Raw genomic sequence first — 15,161 nt, 5'->3', positions numbered from 1 at the left:
TATAAAAGATGCAGGTATGGAGCAGATGGAATTGTTATTAAAAAAGACCTTTCTTTGATATAAATGGTATACCTTTTACTGCTCCCATGGTCTATTTCTTAAAATGTAATGTTGTTAAAAGAAAAGGAGTGTCCAAAATATGTACGATTTCAGTCCAACAGAAGAGCAAAAAGAGTTGTTAGCTAGAGCAAAGAGAATAATGGAAGAAGATGTTTATCCTGCTGAAAAGCATATTGTTCCAGGAGTAGGTCTTCCAGATGAAATATTGAAGCCGATTCAACAAAAAGTTAAGGATCAAAATTTATGGGCAGCTCATTTACCATTAAAAGTGGGCGGGTTAGGATTAGGAAATGTATTTTTAGGTTTATTAAATGAACTATTGGGCTCTAGTCCAATTGGTCCTAGAGTGTTTGGCACAGCTGCCCCTGACACTGGGAATACTGAAATTCTGATGAAGGCAGGAACACCAGAGCAAATCGCACGTTTTCTGCAGCCTGTTATAAATGATGATATTCGGTCTTGCTTTGCGATGACAGAGCCTGATGTTTCAGGTGCAGATCCTACCGGTTTACAAACAAGAGCAGTAAGAGACGGAGACGAGTGGGTAATCAATGGAAAGAAGTGGTTTATCAGTAATGCTGCTCTTTCATCCTTTGCGATTGTTATGGCTGTTACCGATCCAGATGCCCCTCCGCACGAACGGGCAACGATGTTTCTCGTTGAAAAAGGAACCCCAGGCTTTGATCTTATCAGAGATATTGGCGTAATGGGGGACTACAGTGAAGGTGGACATTGGGAAATCCACTTTAACAATTGTCGGATTCCTGCTGAAAACATATTAGGCAAGGTAGGGGAAGGTTTTAAACTTGCTCAAATGAGATTAGGACCTGGTCGTATTACACATGCGATGCGCTGGTTAGGGGTGATGAATCGCAGCTTCGACTTAATGCTTGATTATGCCATAAAGAGAAAAACTCGTGGGCAAGCATTAGCAGAGTTCCAGACCATTCAAAATTTCATTGCTGATTCAGCAGCTGAAATCTCTGCATCACGTCTTATGACGCTTCATGCTGCTTGGAAAATGGATCAAGGGGAAGATGCGAGAAAAGAAATTGCACTTATTAAGTTCTATGGAGCCAAAATCCTAAATGATGTGATTAGTAGAGCCATTCAAGTCCATGGTTCATTAGGTTACTCAAAGGATACACCATTAGAAGCGTTTTACCGTGAGGCAAGAGCCGCACATATTTATGATGGTCCAGATGAGGTTCATCGAATGGTGGTAGCCAAACGCTTTTTAAAAGAACACAAGAATAAATTGAACAAAGAATTGACAGAAGTGCTTTAAAAATAGATTCCTTTCCGCTGTTAAAATTTAGGGGGTGAAACCATGGGGAAAGTATTAGATGTTACGGACAAGGTAGTATTAATCACTGGAGGAAGCCGCGGGATTGGAGCAGAAATGGCGCGGGAGTTTGCTGCAGCAGGCGCTGACCTAGTGCTCGCGAGCAGGAATAGGGAAAGTTGCGAGATGGTTGCCAATGAAATTCGTGAATTGGGAAGAAGAGTCTTAACGGTTTCATGTGATGTATCGAAACGATCAGATATTCAAAACCTATTTAAAGTGACATTGGAAGAGTTCGGCAGGCTTGATGTCCTTGTCAATAATGCGGGTGCAAATGTTACGAAATACGCAGTAGAGTTTACAGAGGAAGATTGGGATTTTATTTATGACGTAAACATTAAAGGATTATTTTTCTGTTGTCAGGAAGCAGCAAAAATCATGATTCAACAAAATTCGGGGAAGATCATTAATATATCTTCCGTTGGTGGTGCGAAACCGTACAAGCGGATTGCTCCCTATACAGCTTCGAAAGCAGCTGTTATTCATTTAACGAAATCATTGGCTGCAGAATGGGCACGTTACAATATCCGGGTTAATTCCATTGCTCCAGGACTAATTGGTACAGAAATCAATGCAGTGGAAAGAGAAAATGAGGAATGGCTTGAAGGAGCAGTGAAGGCAATCCCATTAAGGCGTCTAGGGGAACCAAAAGACATCTCTCAAATTGCCTTGTTTCTCCTAACAGATGCAGCTGATTATATAACAGGACAAACATTTTATATCGATGGCGGCACACTTGCAGAGTAACAGTAATAGGCAATAATAGATTATGCTGACAATTTATAAAACAGAAAGGAGGTAATGTAGAATGATTTCACCACTTCAATCGATTAGAGTTCTTGATCTTTCTCGCCTGCTGCCAGGTCCATATTGTACAATGTTTTTGGCGGATTTTGGAGCTGAAGTGATTAAAATTGAGGAACCGAATTTAGGGGATTATGCTAGATTGGGAGAGCCAAAACTCGACACAGACAGTGCAATCTTCTCTTCGCTAAATCGAAATAAAAAGAGTATAACCATTGACTTGAAATCAGAAAAAGGAAAAGAGATTTTTTTAGAATTAGTAAAAACAGCTGATGTATTAGTTGAATCCTTTCGACCAGGAGTGATGGAACGACTTGGTTTAGGGTATGAGACGTTAAAGGCTCTTAATCCAAAGTTAATTTATTGTGCCATTACTGGCTATGGCCAAACAGGACCATATGCAAAATTACCAGGTCATGATCTAAATTATATAAGCTACGCTGGTTTACTAGACTTGCAGGGGGAGCGTAATCGAAAACCTGTTGCACCATCCGTTCAGATAGCCGATATTGGCGGAGGATCTTTAATGGCGGTAACAGGGATTCTTTTAGCCATTCAAGCTAGAAATATAAATGGGAATGGACAGTTTGTCGATATTTCCATGTTAGATGGTGCTGTGTCTTGGTTACAAACCACATTACCAAATTATCTAACTGATAACCAACTTCCGACCAGGGGAGAGTTGCCTTTATCAGGTGAAAAAGCATGCTATGAAGTTTATGAAACACAAGATCACCGGTATATAGCCGTTGGTGCTTTAGAATACAAGTTTTGGAAAGAGTTTTGTAAAGCAATTAAGAGGGATGATCTAATTGATTCTTTAGACGCACCACAAAACATACAGGATGAACTTAAAATTGAAATCGGGAACATTATTAAGAAGAAGACTTTAGATGAGTGGACCGAAATATTTAACCATTATGAGGCGTGTGTATCTCCGGTTTTAACTTTTCAGGACATGGTCAATCATCCTCAAATAATAAACCGTGAAATGATACAAGAAATTCCAGGTATGATCGGAAAACAGATCGGAATTCCTATTAAGCTTTCGGATACCCCTGGTTCAATCTATAAAAATGCTCCTAAATTAGGTGAAAACAATCAGGAAATTCTTGAAGAGCTTGGGATTAGGGAGAAGAAAGAAAAGGGTAAAATTGAAGAAGTTATCTAAAAAACTTTCACTTTCATCGATTGTGTTTTTAAAAGAAAAAAAACTCTTGAAAACAACAAAAAAATATTCAGAATATTCTTGCCTAAGTAATGTAAACCAGCTATAATATGAATCAAATGGTTGTTTGTTTTATATTATAGCTTGTATTTAATATTAATAGCTCACAGTATTACGTTAACGAAAAACACCAACATGATACTAGATTTCATCCTCACAATATTCATTTTATGTATTAAGTTGTAAGCGCTTAATAACAAAGTTGATAAGACCTCATAATACCGTTTCACCTCAGCTGCTAAACTTCTAAGAGTAATAATTTGATTTAAATCAATTATCTTAAGTTGAGCAAAAACAGCCTTACCAAGCAAAATGCGAAAATCCTTCTATATTGTTTTCACAAAGTTAAGTTGCGTTCTTTTAAGGACTTAATTAATAAAATTGTTGGTTACTTGAAGGGAGTGATGGATCAAGACTAGCAGAAAAAAATTTTTTAGAGTGTAGTTTTAAAACAAACGTTTGATTTTGTTGGTTGAGTTTCAAACAAACGTTTGTATGTTAAATGGTAGTTCAAAAAATTTATATAAAAACAAAATGAAGGAGTGTTTACAGTATGGGTATTAAAATGGGTCTTTTCTATGTTAACGAGTGTCATGATGGAAACTATGAGCGTGCATATGGGGAAATGCTAGAGCAAATTCAGTACGGAGAAGAACTTGGTTTTGAAAGTGTTTGGTTAGCAGAACACCATTTTAGTGCCTATGGCAGTATGCCTTCTCCTCAGGTTGCAGCCGCAGCTATTTCACAAATTACAGAAAAAATGGATATTGGAATTGGTATTAGTATACTTAACTTTGATAATCCTGTTCGTATCGCTGAAGACTATGCAATGGTTGATGTCTTAAGTAAAGGCCGTTTAAAGTTTGGAGCTGGACGTGGCTACCAGCCGATGGAAGCAAAAGGTCTTGGAATTAGTTTAGAAAAAACAAGGGAACGCTATTGGGAGTATGTAGACATTATCCAAGGTTTATGGAACAATGATACGTTCAGCTATAATGGTGAATTCTATTCCTTTGAAAACCTTATGTTAACTCCAAAACCGGTTCAAAAACGAATTCCATTCTATCATGCATGTATAAGTCCAGAATCTTTTGATTTAATGGTTGAAAAGAATGCGCAAGAGTTTATGGTAACTCCAACTCTTATGGTTTTAGATGACGTATTAGAATATACAAGACGTACAAGGGATCGTTTGCTTGCAAAAGGAATTGATCCAAAGATTCATATGAACTTGCAAATGAATATTGCTGATGACACAGCTCAAGCAATTAAGAATGTTGAACAATCCATGATCACTTATTTTGATAAAGTACTTGAATTAATTCCAGGAGCAAAAGGTACACAAGCTCCTGCAACGTATGAGCGCTTCGCAGAAGTGGCAAAAGAGTTTGATGGCCCGCTAAATATTGGTGCTCTAAACACAGGTGGTGTTGTGATACTAGATAGCCCTCAAGGAGCTGTGAACCGTCTTGAACCTGTAGAAGATGCAGGAATTGACAGCATGTCTTGTTGGTTCCGCATGGGTGATTTAGAACACCGCCAGGTTATGAAAGCAATGAAGCGTTTCGCAGATGAAGTAATGCCTTACTTTAAGTCTCCTGCAAGAAGAGTAAACGTATAAGCAACCCGTATGTTTCGTATACTTATTGTTTAATTGTAGGAATTTAATGCCGTGTAAAGAAGCAATTTTTCGTTTAAAAAGGAGAGGGTCCAATTGGGAAAAATTGAAGAACAAAACAAAGAAGTAGTCACTAATTTTATGAAAACATTCTCGACTGGGAATATTGATGCCTTTATGGAATATATGTCCGATAAAGCCACTTGGTGGGTTGCCGGTACAATTGAAGGTATTTCTGGAGAAAAGGATATGAAGGAATTCAGAGCAATGAATTCTGGAATTGCAGAAGGAACAAAAACTGGTGCTATTACATTAACTCCTCTTGCAATCACAGCGGAGGGAAATCGAGTAGCGGTAGAAACAGAATCATATGCTGAGCTAAACAACGGACGTGTCTATAACAATATCTATCACTTCCTATTTGTAGTGGAAAACGGGAAGATTGAGAAAGTAAAAGAATACTTAGATACTGAGCATACACGAAAAGTATTCCTTGATTAAGGATAATCGTCCTTTCTAACATAGTCAAAGATACTAGTTTAATAGCACAAACTAGACAGGGTGAATGAACAGACATTTACCCTGTCTTCATTGAGTCTTACTCATTTGCATAAAATGTTTTTTTCAATCTTTTACACAAGGGGGTAAAAGTCTTGAGCTCTTTAAGTGGAAAAGTAGCCATTGTCGGTGCGGCAGATACTGAGGTCGGAATTGTCCCTCATATGAGTGCTACACAGCTTTGTGTGGACGCAGGTCTGCGTGCAATAAAAGACGCTGGGATTGGCAAGGATCAGATTGATGGGTTAATCACCTGTAATTCTTTTGCTGAACCTTTCATGTATCATGCTGAGGCCATCGCAGAATACATGCAGATTTTCCCACGTGTTAGTTTAAGTGTAAACACAGGGGGCGGAACAACTTTTTCTGTTATTCATCATGCCGCTTCTGCGATTTTATCAGGAATGTGTGATACGGTTTTGATCACGATGGCAGACAGTTTGAAAAGCGGATTAACCCGTGAACAAGCAATGTCCATGCAAGTCTCTGCAGGTCATGGTCAATTTGAATTACCGTATGGACCATCAGTTCCATCATTATATGCCCTTATTGCCAAAGCGCATATGAATCAATACGGAACAACAGAGGAACAGTTTGCAGAAATCGCCGTTGCCTGCCGTAAACACGCCAGTCTGAATCCCACTGCCCAGATGAGAGAATTAATTACCATCGAGGATGTGGTGAATTCAAGAATGATTGCAGACCCACTGCATCTTTTAGATTGCTCATTAATATCTGATGGAGGTTCGGCGGTTATTCTCACTTCTGCGGAACGAGCTAAGGAATTCCCTAATCAGCCTGTTTACCTATTAGGGATTGGAGAAGGTCATAGTCATGAACATATTAGTCAGGCACGCAGCCTTACCACTTCCGCAGCGGTTGAATCCGGACAACGTGCCTATGAAATGGCAGGCTTAGGTCCAAACGATATGGATTTTGCCCAGTTATATGATTGTTTTACCCCAACTGTCCTGATTGAAATCGAAGACCTCGGGTTTTGTGAAAAAGGAGAAGGCGGAGCCTTTGTTGAAAATGGGGAGATTCAACTAGGCGGAAAATTACCGATAAACACTCATGGCGGATTGTTGTCTCATTGTCATCCTGGTAATCCTGGTTCCATGTTTGCCCTCACGGAAGCCGTTCTTCAACTTCGTCATCAGGCTGGTGATCGTCAAGTTCCGGGGGCACAGTTGGGTCTTGTCCATGGCCAGGGCGGCATAATGTCAAGCCATACTACAATGATTCTAGGAAGAGAGCAAATTTAAGGTTCAATTGTTATTGCTGGAAAAGATATTGTAATTAATGTGAGGTCGATACTTATGAAAGATCATTCTGGAAAATTATTTCCCCGTCCAACCGTTGAAACCACTCCTTATTGGGAAGGCTGCCGGAACCATGAATTGCTAATCCAGCAATGTCAGGATTGTGGGCATCACCAATTTTATCCGCGAATAATGTGTACGGATTGCTCTAGTGCTCATGTTGAATGGGTGCCTGCAACTGGGAGGGGAAAGGTAAAAACCTTTACGATTTTGCACCGAGCGATAACAAAGGCCTATTTAGCGGAAGTACCGTATGTGATCGCCTTAATTGAACTTGAAGAAGGACCAACGATGATGAGCAATGTCGTACAGTGCGATCCTGAAAGTGTTGAAATCGGTATGGCAGTCGAAGTCGTTTTTGAGGATTGGTCTGAGCAAATTTCAGTTCCCAAATTCAGACCATTTTAATATTTTAAAATTTTTTTGGAGGATAGTAGGTATGTATGAGGGGATCCAAACTTTTGGCCAAATAGTTGAATATCGTGCAATGGAAATGCCGGGCTCCAGGTTTGTTCGTTTTCAAAATGCTGACCTAAGCTATCATCAGTTCCATAAAGATGGAAACAAGTTTGCTAATGTCATTCAATTGCTTGGAATGACAAAGGGTCAAACTTGTGCGGTAATGCTTCCGAATAGTCCAGAATTTCTAGCTGCCTGGCTTGGTCTTGCCAGAATAGGTGTGATCGAAGTTCCGATTAATGTCGCGTACCGAGGGGATTTATTAACCTACATTCTTAATAAAGCAGAATGCCAAGCCATAGTCATTTCTTCTAAATGGGTTGAACGAATAGGAGAAATCTCAAAAGACCTGAAACATTTACGTCATGTTATTGTCGTAGGGGAGAATGAACAGTTTCTACCTAAGCCGATTTTGTTCCATTCCTATGAAAATCTAATGGAACATGCAAGCGATGATCCGGTAGAAGTGGATATAAAACCGAATGATCCAGCTTTGATTCTTTTTACTTCTGGTACCACTGGTCCATCAAAAGGCGCGATCTTAAGCCATCGAGCAAACTTTGCCCTCGCATCTACGTGTTGTGACCTGATGAATTATGGTCCAGACAATCGTATATTTACCGTGTTCCCACTTTTTCACGTGAACGCTCGTTATGCGACGATTTTGCCTGCGTTACTGGCCGGAAGTGATGTTGTGATGCACGAAAAATTTTCTGCCTCAAAGTTTTGGGAGATTTGTCGGGAGGAGCAAATTACAACGTTTACTTATATGGGTTCACTTCTGACGATGCTAATGAAGCAGCCTGAACTACCGAATGATGGTGACAATCCAGTACAGATGATTCAAGGAGCACCAGCCCCATTAGAGATTTATGAAGAATTTGAGAGACGTTTTAAGTTGAAAATCACCGAAGCCTATGGATCGACGGAGGTGGGGTTAGCGATGGTCAATCGTGCTAATTCATTCCGAAAAGGATCCTGTGGCAAGGCTGTTCCAATTTATGAAGTGGAAATACATGATGAAAACGATCAACCTTGCCCTGTAGGGGAAGTGGGGGAAATTGTTGTAAGGCCTAAGGAACCAGGCGTTTTATTTTCAGGATACTATGGGATGCCTGAAGCAACCGTTGAAACGTGGCGAAATCTTTGGTTTCACACTGGAGACCGTGGGAAAATGGATGAAGATGGCTACTATTATTTTGTAGACAGAAAAAAGGACGTCATTCGTCGAAGAGGAGAGAATATATCTTCCTACGAAATCGAGCGAGTTATCAATACACACCCAAAAGTACAGGAAGCCGCACTCGTTGGTGTTCCTTCTGAGCTTTCGGAAGAAGAGGTAATGGCTGTTGTAATTTTACGTGAGGGTGAAGAGCTAGAGCCAGAAGAGCTATTAGATTTCTGTCAGCCGCGAATGGCTCATTTTGCTGTTCCTCGATATATCAGGTTTGTGAAGGAGTTTCCAAGAACTCCATCGCAGCGAATTGAAAAATATAAACTCCGTGCAGAAGGGATTACTTCAGATACATGTGATCGTGAAAAAATAGGCTATAAAGTTCTTCGTTAAGGTTTATTTCAGATACAGAAGGGAAGGAACAAATATGTACAAAGGGACCGAAACATTTGGGAAAATCGTTGAGCACCGTGCCGCAATAAAACCATATGATCGGTTTGTTCGCTTTGATGATCAAGATCTTACCTACGACCAACTTAATCGAGGCGGAAATAAAGTGGCGAATATGATTGCGTCACTTGGATTATCTAAGAAGCAAACCTGCGCTGTTATGCTCCCGAATAGTCCTGAGTTTTTAGCAACGTGGCTAGGTCTGTCACGTCTTGGTGTCATCGAAGTTCCGATAAACACAGCATTCAGAGGAGATCTGCTTACATACATTCTCAATAAAGCAGAATGTAAAGCAATCGTTATTTCTTCACAATGGGTGGAGCGAATCAATCAAATTTCCCATGAACTTACTCATCTTCAGCATGTTATCATAGTTGGAGATGATTACGAGGCAATCGATCTTCAATTAGATTATCATTCGTATAGAGGTCTTTTCGCTTCAGCAAATGATGTACCAGTTGATGTAAAAGTAGAACCTAAGGACACAGCGCTTATTCTGTTCACCTCTGGAACAACAGGTCCGTCAAAAGGGGTAATCCTCTCCCATACAGCGACTTTTAGTGTGGCGAAAACAGCCTGTGAACTTATGAAGTATGAACCGGAGGATCGATTGTTTACTGCCTTCCCATTGTTTCATGTGAACGCTCGCTACACCTCAGTTTTGGTAGCGCTATTAGTAGGCTGTGATGTTGTGATGCATAGTCGATTTTCGGCATCAAGGTTCTGGGATATCATGAGAAGGGAACAAGTAACCGCCTTCAATTTTATGGGCTCTCTCTTAACAATGCTGATGAAGCAGCCTGAACGTTCGAATGATGCTGATAACCTGGTGAAAAAAGCATTTGGTGCCCCAACACCGGTGGAAATTTATGAGGATTTTCAAAATCGATTTCAGTTGAAAATATCTGAAGTGTATGGTTCAACGGAATTAGGAACAGCTCTTTACAACCCAGCGGATTCCTTTAAAAAAGGTTCCTGCGGCTTTCCTGTTCCTGTTTATGAAGTTGAAATTCATGATGAAAATGACAATCCATGTCCTCCTGGAGTGGCTGGTGAAATTGTCGTTCGTCCAAAGAAACCTGGTATTCTTTTTACAGGATATTACGGCATGCCTGAGGCAACCGTGGAAGCTTGGAGAAATCTTTGGTTTCATACGGGCGATACCGGTAAAATGGACGAAGACGGGTATTTCTATTTTCTCGACCGAAAGAAAGATGTTGTTCGCAGAAGAGGGGAGAATATATCGTCTTATGAAGTGGAACGTGTCATCAATGATCATCCAAAGGTTTTCGAATCTGCGGTCATCGGCGTGCCTTCTGAACTTTCTGAAGAAGAGGTGATGGCAGTCGTGATTATGCAAGAAGGTGTGGAGCTAAAACCCGAGGAGTTACTGGATTTCTGTCAAGATCGCATGGCACACTTTGCGGTTCCACGCTTTATTCGTTTTGTTAAGGAACTACCGAAAAACACCTCTCAACGAGTGGAAAAATACAAGCTTCGCCAAGAGGGAATTACAGAAGATTCTTGGGATCGTGAATGTGTTGGGTATGAAGTAAGGAGATAAATAGGTAAAATATCCCCTTTTTGAATATTTAGAATTTTTAGAATTGACTTGTGATAATTTCACACTTATAATGTGGTCAAGTACGTAGAATGTAATATATTAACTGAGGGAGGGTTCATCTTTGAATACTAATGTGAAGAACTTAGAAAGAACTGTAATTTGTAAAAAAGATGAGATGCAGCCGGGAGATCGGAAGGTTATTCAGGTTAGGAGATTGTCCATTCTAGTTGTTCGAAAAGAAGATGAGTTTTATGCAGTTCGAAATGCTTGTCCTCACCAAGGCGCAGAATTTGAAAAAGGAGTTTTAAGAGGTGCTGCAAGACCAACAACGGAGTTTAAAGAAATTTTTTATGAAAAACCAGGTGGATTTATCTATTGTCCATGGCACCACTGGAGTTTTGATGTCGAAACAGGGTGCTCAATGCATGACCCAGAAAACACAAAAATTAAAACGTTCGATGTTAAAATAGAAGATGGCGAGGTTGTTGTTTACGCTTAATTTTTTTTGATTTGATAAAATCAAACAACCATTTATTTTATTTTTATAAATAAAACAACCATTCGTTTGAATGAGTGATAAAAATGAGTTTTGAAAGTGCCTAAGTTGAAAGGGGATAAAAAAATGAGTAAAACTCTTGAAAAAAGTAAAATACAATCAGCCGTTAATAGTAAAGTCATTCCTGTTATTGATTGTGATGTTCATCCAAATCCTAAAAGCTATGAAGATCTTAATCCTTATTTAAGTGATTATTGGAGAGATTTCTTAACTGATTGTAAATGGAAAGGTGTATTCCCAGGGATTCCAATTATGGCGATTGTTGCAAATGCTGGTCATCGCATGGATAGTATTCCTCCTGAAGGGGGCCTAGGGTGTTCTTCACTTGATTTCTTTAGAGAACAAGTCGCTGATAAATACAATTATGCAAACGCTATTCTCTTCCCAGACTCAAGCTTTATGTTAGCCGCTTCAGCACAGCATGAAATGGCAACAGCTGTTGCGAGCGCTTATAACGACTGGCAAATTGATACTTGGTTAGCAAAAGATCCTAGTCTTCGCGGTTCTGTTATTATTGCCCCTCAAGATCCGGAAGCTGCTGCGCGTGAAATCGATCGTGTTGGAAGTCATCCGCAAATGGCTCAAGTTGGATTTTCGATTCATTCACCATATGGGGGATGGGGAGATAAACGCTATCATCCAATTTGGGAAGCAGCAATTCGAAATGGACTTGTTTGTACATTTCACGTATCGGTTCCAGGAGGATTATTTAGGCAGGGACCAGTTATAGGAAACTATTATCCTGAGGCGCAAACAAATAATGGATTAACCTACCAAGCACAGATTAATAGCATCGTTTTTGGCGGTGTATTAGAAAAATATCAAGATCTTAAAATGGTCTTCGTTGAAGGCGGATTTGCTTATCTACCGAACTTGATGTACACAATGGATACTCATTGGAGAAATCTGAAACGAGAAGTTCCTTGGGTAAAACGTCCTCCAAGCCAGCAAATTAGAGAACAAATGTGGTTTGGTACACAACCGTTTATTGAACCAGAGCGTCATGAAGATGAAGAACATGTCGTCCAGATTATTAAAATGATTGGGGAAGACAGAATTCTATTTGCGAGTGATTATCCGCATTGGGAATTTGATGCACCGCATGCCGCTTTTAAAAGCATTCCAAGAGACCTGAAAGAAAAAATTCTTTATAAAAATGCAATGAAGGTGTATGGACTTCCAGATCCAACAAAGTAATTTAGACAGCAGCTTATCCTATCCACTTATTATCTTTATAAGTGGATAGGAAAGTGCTAGGTGTAGTAGAAGTATATACTCTACAGAATTTGCTTAGTGACAGCGGTACCCAGGGAATCCAGGATCAATGTTTGCATTAACGGAAGCTGTCATGCAACTTCGCCATCAAGCTAGAGAACGTCAGGTTCCTGGTGCAAGATGATGATAAGTAATGAGGTTCAATGTGATCCTAGGTACGGAGGTTGAAGTCGTTTTGAGAATTGGTCCGAAGAGATTTCGATTCCAAAATTTCGTCCCAAATATAACAAAAATAATAACGAAATAAGTAAAACGGTTGTTTGTTTGATTTACGAAATAGAACGGGTGATCAACACTCATCACAAAAGTCTTGGACTCAGCGGCCATTGGCATTCCCTCAGAAATTCCAGAGAATGAAGTACTGGCAGTTGTGATCTTGCGCGAAGGCGAAAGGCTTAACCCAGAAGAACTACTCGACTTTTGACAGTCCAGAACGGCCTATTTTTCTGTTCCTCGTTTTATACGTTATGTAAAGGAATTTTCAAGAACCCCATCCCAAAGGATTGAAAAATACAAGCTAAGAGTGGAAGGTATAACTGGCGATACGTGGGTCCCTGAACTCGTCGGGTATAAGGTACTCCGTTAACGGTGGTCAATGATAATGAATAATCGTTAAGATTATCTTTTTATTAACTTTACTTGTCTAACAACCTCTCAAGTTCATTTGAAAAATTGTAATAAATATGGAACGCGATTCTACTATTCTAGGAGGAATACTATGCGAAAGATTAACGTAGCGCAAGTAGTTGATGAGAGCAAATTTAACTCTCTACATTTGGGAGTTGTTGCATGGTGCGCCTTTATTATGTTATGTGATGGTTATGACATGATCGTATTCGGTTCTGTCATTCCTAGTATTAGCGTAGAATGGGGAATCACGACAAGTACAGCTGGTGCTATAGGAAGTTTAGCCATGTTTGGAAGTTTAATAGGATCACTGGTTTGTGGAATTCTAGCTGATTTTTTGGGACGAAAGAGGGTAATTATCTTTTGTTTCATTATTTTTAGTTTTTTTACCTTGTTAACTGGATTTGCTCAAGGACCCGTTGATTTTACCATTTACCGCTTTATTGCTGGCTTGGGATTAGGTGGGATGCCACCACTTCTAGTCGCAATTACTTCTGAATATGCACCAAAGCCTAGTAGAAGTATGCTTGTTGGTTTAATATCGTCAGGTTTTGCTATTGGAGGGATTGGGGTAGCGTTATTAGGAATATTCATTATTCCAAGATTTGGTTGGGAATGGATGTTTTTTATCGGTGGACTACCTTTATTAGCCGTTCCATTCATGATTAAGTTTATGCCTGAATCGTTAGCATTTCTTGTTGTAAGAAAAGAAAATGAAAAAGTCAGTTCCATATTAAAACGATTAAATCCATTATATATACCTAAAAAAGATGATAGCTTTGAAGTTTATTTACCTAAAACAGGTATGCCCGTAGCAAAGCTTTTTGACGAACGGCGAGGGTTTTCAACAATCATGTTCTGGACTACATCATTTATGGCTTTATTAGTGATATATGGATTGGGTACGTGGCTTCCTCAATTAATGGTTCAAGCTGGCTATCCTTTAACATCTAGTTTAATGTTCTTGTTCGCTTTAAATATTGGAGTGATGGTAGGTAATATTTCTGGAGGATTGTTAGCTGATCGCAAAGCACCAAAAAAGGTAATTGCCGGTATGTTAATACTGGGTTCTATTAGTTTAAGTTTACTTGGACTGAAGCCAGGGACGATCATTTTGTACTTATTGGTAGCCATTGCAGGAGCATGCTCCAATGGTCCGGGAACTACGAACTACGGTTACGCCTCCAAGTTCTACCCAACTCACATAAGATCTACTGGGGTCGGCTGGACTAGCGGAATGGGCCGTATTGGTGCAATGTTAGGACCGGTTTTTGGAGGATTGTTACTTGAATTAAGCTTACCAACACATATGAATTTTATCAGCTTTGCGATTCCGGCTCTTTTAGGAGCAATAGCCATATCGTTTATTCAAGATAAGTACAGTGACTTTAATATGGTTACGAATAAGCCTGTACAACAATTTGTGAAACAGCAAGTAAACCTTAAATAAATTATATAGAATCATAACCTATATGATTGATCCGGATCAAAAGGGGATGAAAATGTGTACTGTGGAATAGAAACGTTTGGGAAAATAGTTGAACACTGTTGCCGAGTTGAAAGTTCAGAGGAGTGAATGATTCCTGAATTTGTGCCTGCGTTGGCTACGATTTTACGAATGTTAGAGGCAGAGCCTTTAAAATAATATTCATCGTGTAATCTACTAAAAATTTTAAGGGCGGTATGCTTTTGTTTTCTCCAGTTCTTTTGATCGTCTTCTAACCTTTGGCCAATGATTGGGGAAGACACGCCTTGTTTCTGAAGAATATTCTTTTGTTCCATAAACGTTTACCTTAAGACTGTTGTCGGGCTGTATTGTTTTTAAGGTAGTTGCTTACCCTGTTACGGGATATTCCTAGTTTGGTCGCTATTCTTTGTGACAAACCTTCAACCTCTTTTAAGAATTTGATATTATGAAATTGAGCCATTTCGATCACACTTTTCGTCCGCTAATATTGAAGGAAGTTTGGTCACTTCCTATCATAAGAGAGGTTAATAGAATTGGAAATCATGTGGCTCACTTTTTATGTGATCAAACCATAGAAAAACAGCTCAATCTAGATTATCAAAAACAAGCCCCATCGATGCTATAAAATTAGCAACTTTATTTCCACTCCGATC

The 15,161-nt window shown here is 39.5% G+C and carries 12 protein-coding genes and 1 pseudogene; all 13 read left to right on the top strand.

The annotated features are described in order from the left end of the window. Positions 1-139 precede the first annotated feature (139 nt). Positions 140-1,348 carry an acyl-CoA dehydrogenase family protein gene (locus tag AC2TFD_RS17395; protein ID WP_335513577.1) on the top strand — a complete coding sequence of 403 codons (1,209 nt, stop codon included), beginning with the start codon at positions 140-142 and terminating at the stop codon, positions 1,346-1,348. A 42-nt stretch (positions 1,349-1,390) separates the two neighbouring features. After that, complete coding sequence (locus AC2TFD_RS17390; protein ID WP_335513575.1) at positions 1,391-2,152, top strand: SDR family NAD(P)-dependent oxidoreductase; 762 nt, start codon at positions 1,391-1,393, stop codon at positions 2,150-2,152. A 61-nt stretch (positions 2,153-2,213) separates the two neighbouring features. Continuing rightward, positions 2,214-3,380: a CaiB/BaiF CoA transferase family protein gene (locus AC2TFD_RS17385; protein ID WP_335513573.1), complete on the top strand. Its 1,167-nt coding sequence runs from the start codon at positions 2,214-2,216 to the stop codon at positions 3,378-3,380. Positions 3,381-3,990: 610 nt separating this feature from the next. After that, entirely contained in the window at positions 3,991-5,058 is a 1,068-nt protein-coding gene (locus AC2TFD_RS17380) for an LLM class flavin-dependent oxidoreductase (protein WP_335513571.1), read from the top strand. A 93-nt stretch (positions 5,059-5,151) separates the two neighbouring features. Beyond that, positions 5,152-5,556 (top strand): nuclear transport factor 2 family protein, encoded by a 405-nt coding sequence (locus tag AC2TFD_RS17375; protein ID WP_132094843.1) that lies wholly within the window; start codon positions 5,152-5,154, stop codon positions 5,554-5,556. 152 nt (positions 5,557-5,708) lie between these two features. Continuing rightward, on the top strand, positions 5,709-6,878 hold the full coding sequence (locus tag AC2TFD_RS17370) for a thiolase C-terminal domain-containing protein (protein ID WP_335513566.1): 1,170 nt from the start codon (positions 5,709-5,711) through the stop codon (positions 6,876-6,878). Between the two features lie 54 nt (positions 6,879-6,932). Next, entirely contained in the window at positions 6,933-7,343 is a 411-nt protein-coding gene (locus AC2TFD_RS17365; RefSeq protein WP_335513564.1) for a Zn-ribbon domain-containing OB-fold protein, read from the top strand. 31 nt (positions 7,344-7,374) lie between these two features. Beyond that, a complete protein-coding gene (locus AC2TFD_RS17360; RefSeq protein ID WP_484673634.1) occupies positions 7,375-8,961 on the top strand; it encodes an AMP-binding protein in 1,587 nt (528 codons plus the stop codon). Between the two features lie 34 nt (positions 8,962-8,995). Beyond that, positions 8,996-10,582, top strand: coding sequence for an AMP-binding protein (locus tag AC2TFD_RS17355; RefSeq protein ID WP_484673633.1), 1,587 nt, complete (start codon positions 8,996-8,998; stop codon positions 10,580-10,582). A gap of 121 nt (positions 10,583-10,703) precedes the next feature. Further along, positions 10,704-11,081, top strand: coding sequence for a Rieske (2Fe-2S) protein (locus tag AC2TFD_RS17350; RefSeq protein WP_335519165.1), 378 nt, complete (start codon positions 10,704-10,706; stop codon positions 11,079-11,081). A 123-nt stretch (positions 11,082-11,204) separates the two neighbouring features. Next, complete coding sequence (locus tag AC2TFD_RS17345; protein WP_335568090.1) at positions 11,205-12,335, top strand: amidohydrolase family protein; 1,131 nt, start codon at positions 11,205-11,207, stop codon at positions 12,333-12,335. A gap of 118 nt (positions 12,336-12,453) precedes the next feature. Next, positions 12,454-12,537 (top strand): annotated as a pseudogene (locus tag AC2TFD_RS17340) (hypothetical protein); the annotation flags it as partial. 594 nt (positions 12,538-13,131) lie between these two features. Next, positions 13,132-14,490: an MFS transporter gene (locus AC2TFD_RS17335; RefSeq protein WP_484673632.1), complete on the top strand. Its 1,359-nt coding sequence runs from the start codon at positions 13,132-13,134 to the stop codon at positions 14,488-14,490. Positions 14,491-15,161: the final 671 nt, after the last annotated feature.

The sequence above is a fragment of the Neobacillus sp. plas4 genome (assembly GCF_057221695.1).
The sequence above is the reverse complement of the archived record's forward strand: the minus strand, read 5'-3'. Positions and strand labels throughout refer to the sequence as shown.

Excerpts from the sequence above, each read along its gene's own strand:
- AC2TFD_RS17365 (WP_335513564.1), top strand. The coding sequence starts at position 6,933 with ATGAAAGATCATTCTGGAAAATTATTTCCCCGTCCAACCGTTGAAACC.
- AC2TFD_RS17390 (WP_335513575.1), top strand. The coding sequence starts at position 1,391 with ATGGGGAAAGTATTAGATGTTACGGACAAGGTAGTATTAATCACTGGA.
- AC2TFD_RS17360 (WP_484673634.1), top strand. The coding sequence starts at position 7,375 with ATGTATGAGGGGATCCAAACTTTTGGCCAAATAGTTGAATATCGTGCA.
- AC2TFD_RS17395 (WP_335513577.1), top strand. The coding sequence starts at position 140 with ATGTACGATTTCAGTCCAACAGAAGAGCAAAAAGAGTTGTTAGCTAGA.
- AC2TFD_RS17335 (WP_484673632.1), top strand. The coding sequence starts at position 13,132 with ATGCGAAAGATTAACGTAGCGCAAGTAGTTGATGAGAGCAAATTTAAC.
- AC2TFD_RS17355 (WP_484673633.1), top strand. The coding sequence starts at position 8,996 with ATGTACAAAGGGACCGAAACATTTGGGAAAATCGTTGAGCACCGTGCC.
- AC2TFD_RS17345 (WP_335568090.1), top strand. The coding sequence starts at position 11,205 with ATGAGTAAAACTCTTGAAAAAAGTAAAATACAATCAGCCGTTAATAGT.
- AC2TFD_RS17380 (WP_335513571.1), top strand. The coding sequence starts at position 3,991 with ATGGGTATTAAAATGGGTCTTTTCTATGTTAACGAGTGTCATGATGGA.
- AC2TFD_RS17385 (WP_335513573.1), top strand. The coding sequence starts at position 2,214 with ATGATTTCACCACTTCAATCGATTAGAGTTCTTGATCTTTCTCGCCTG.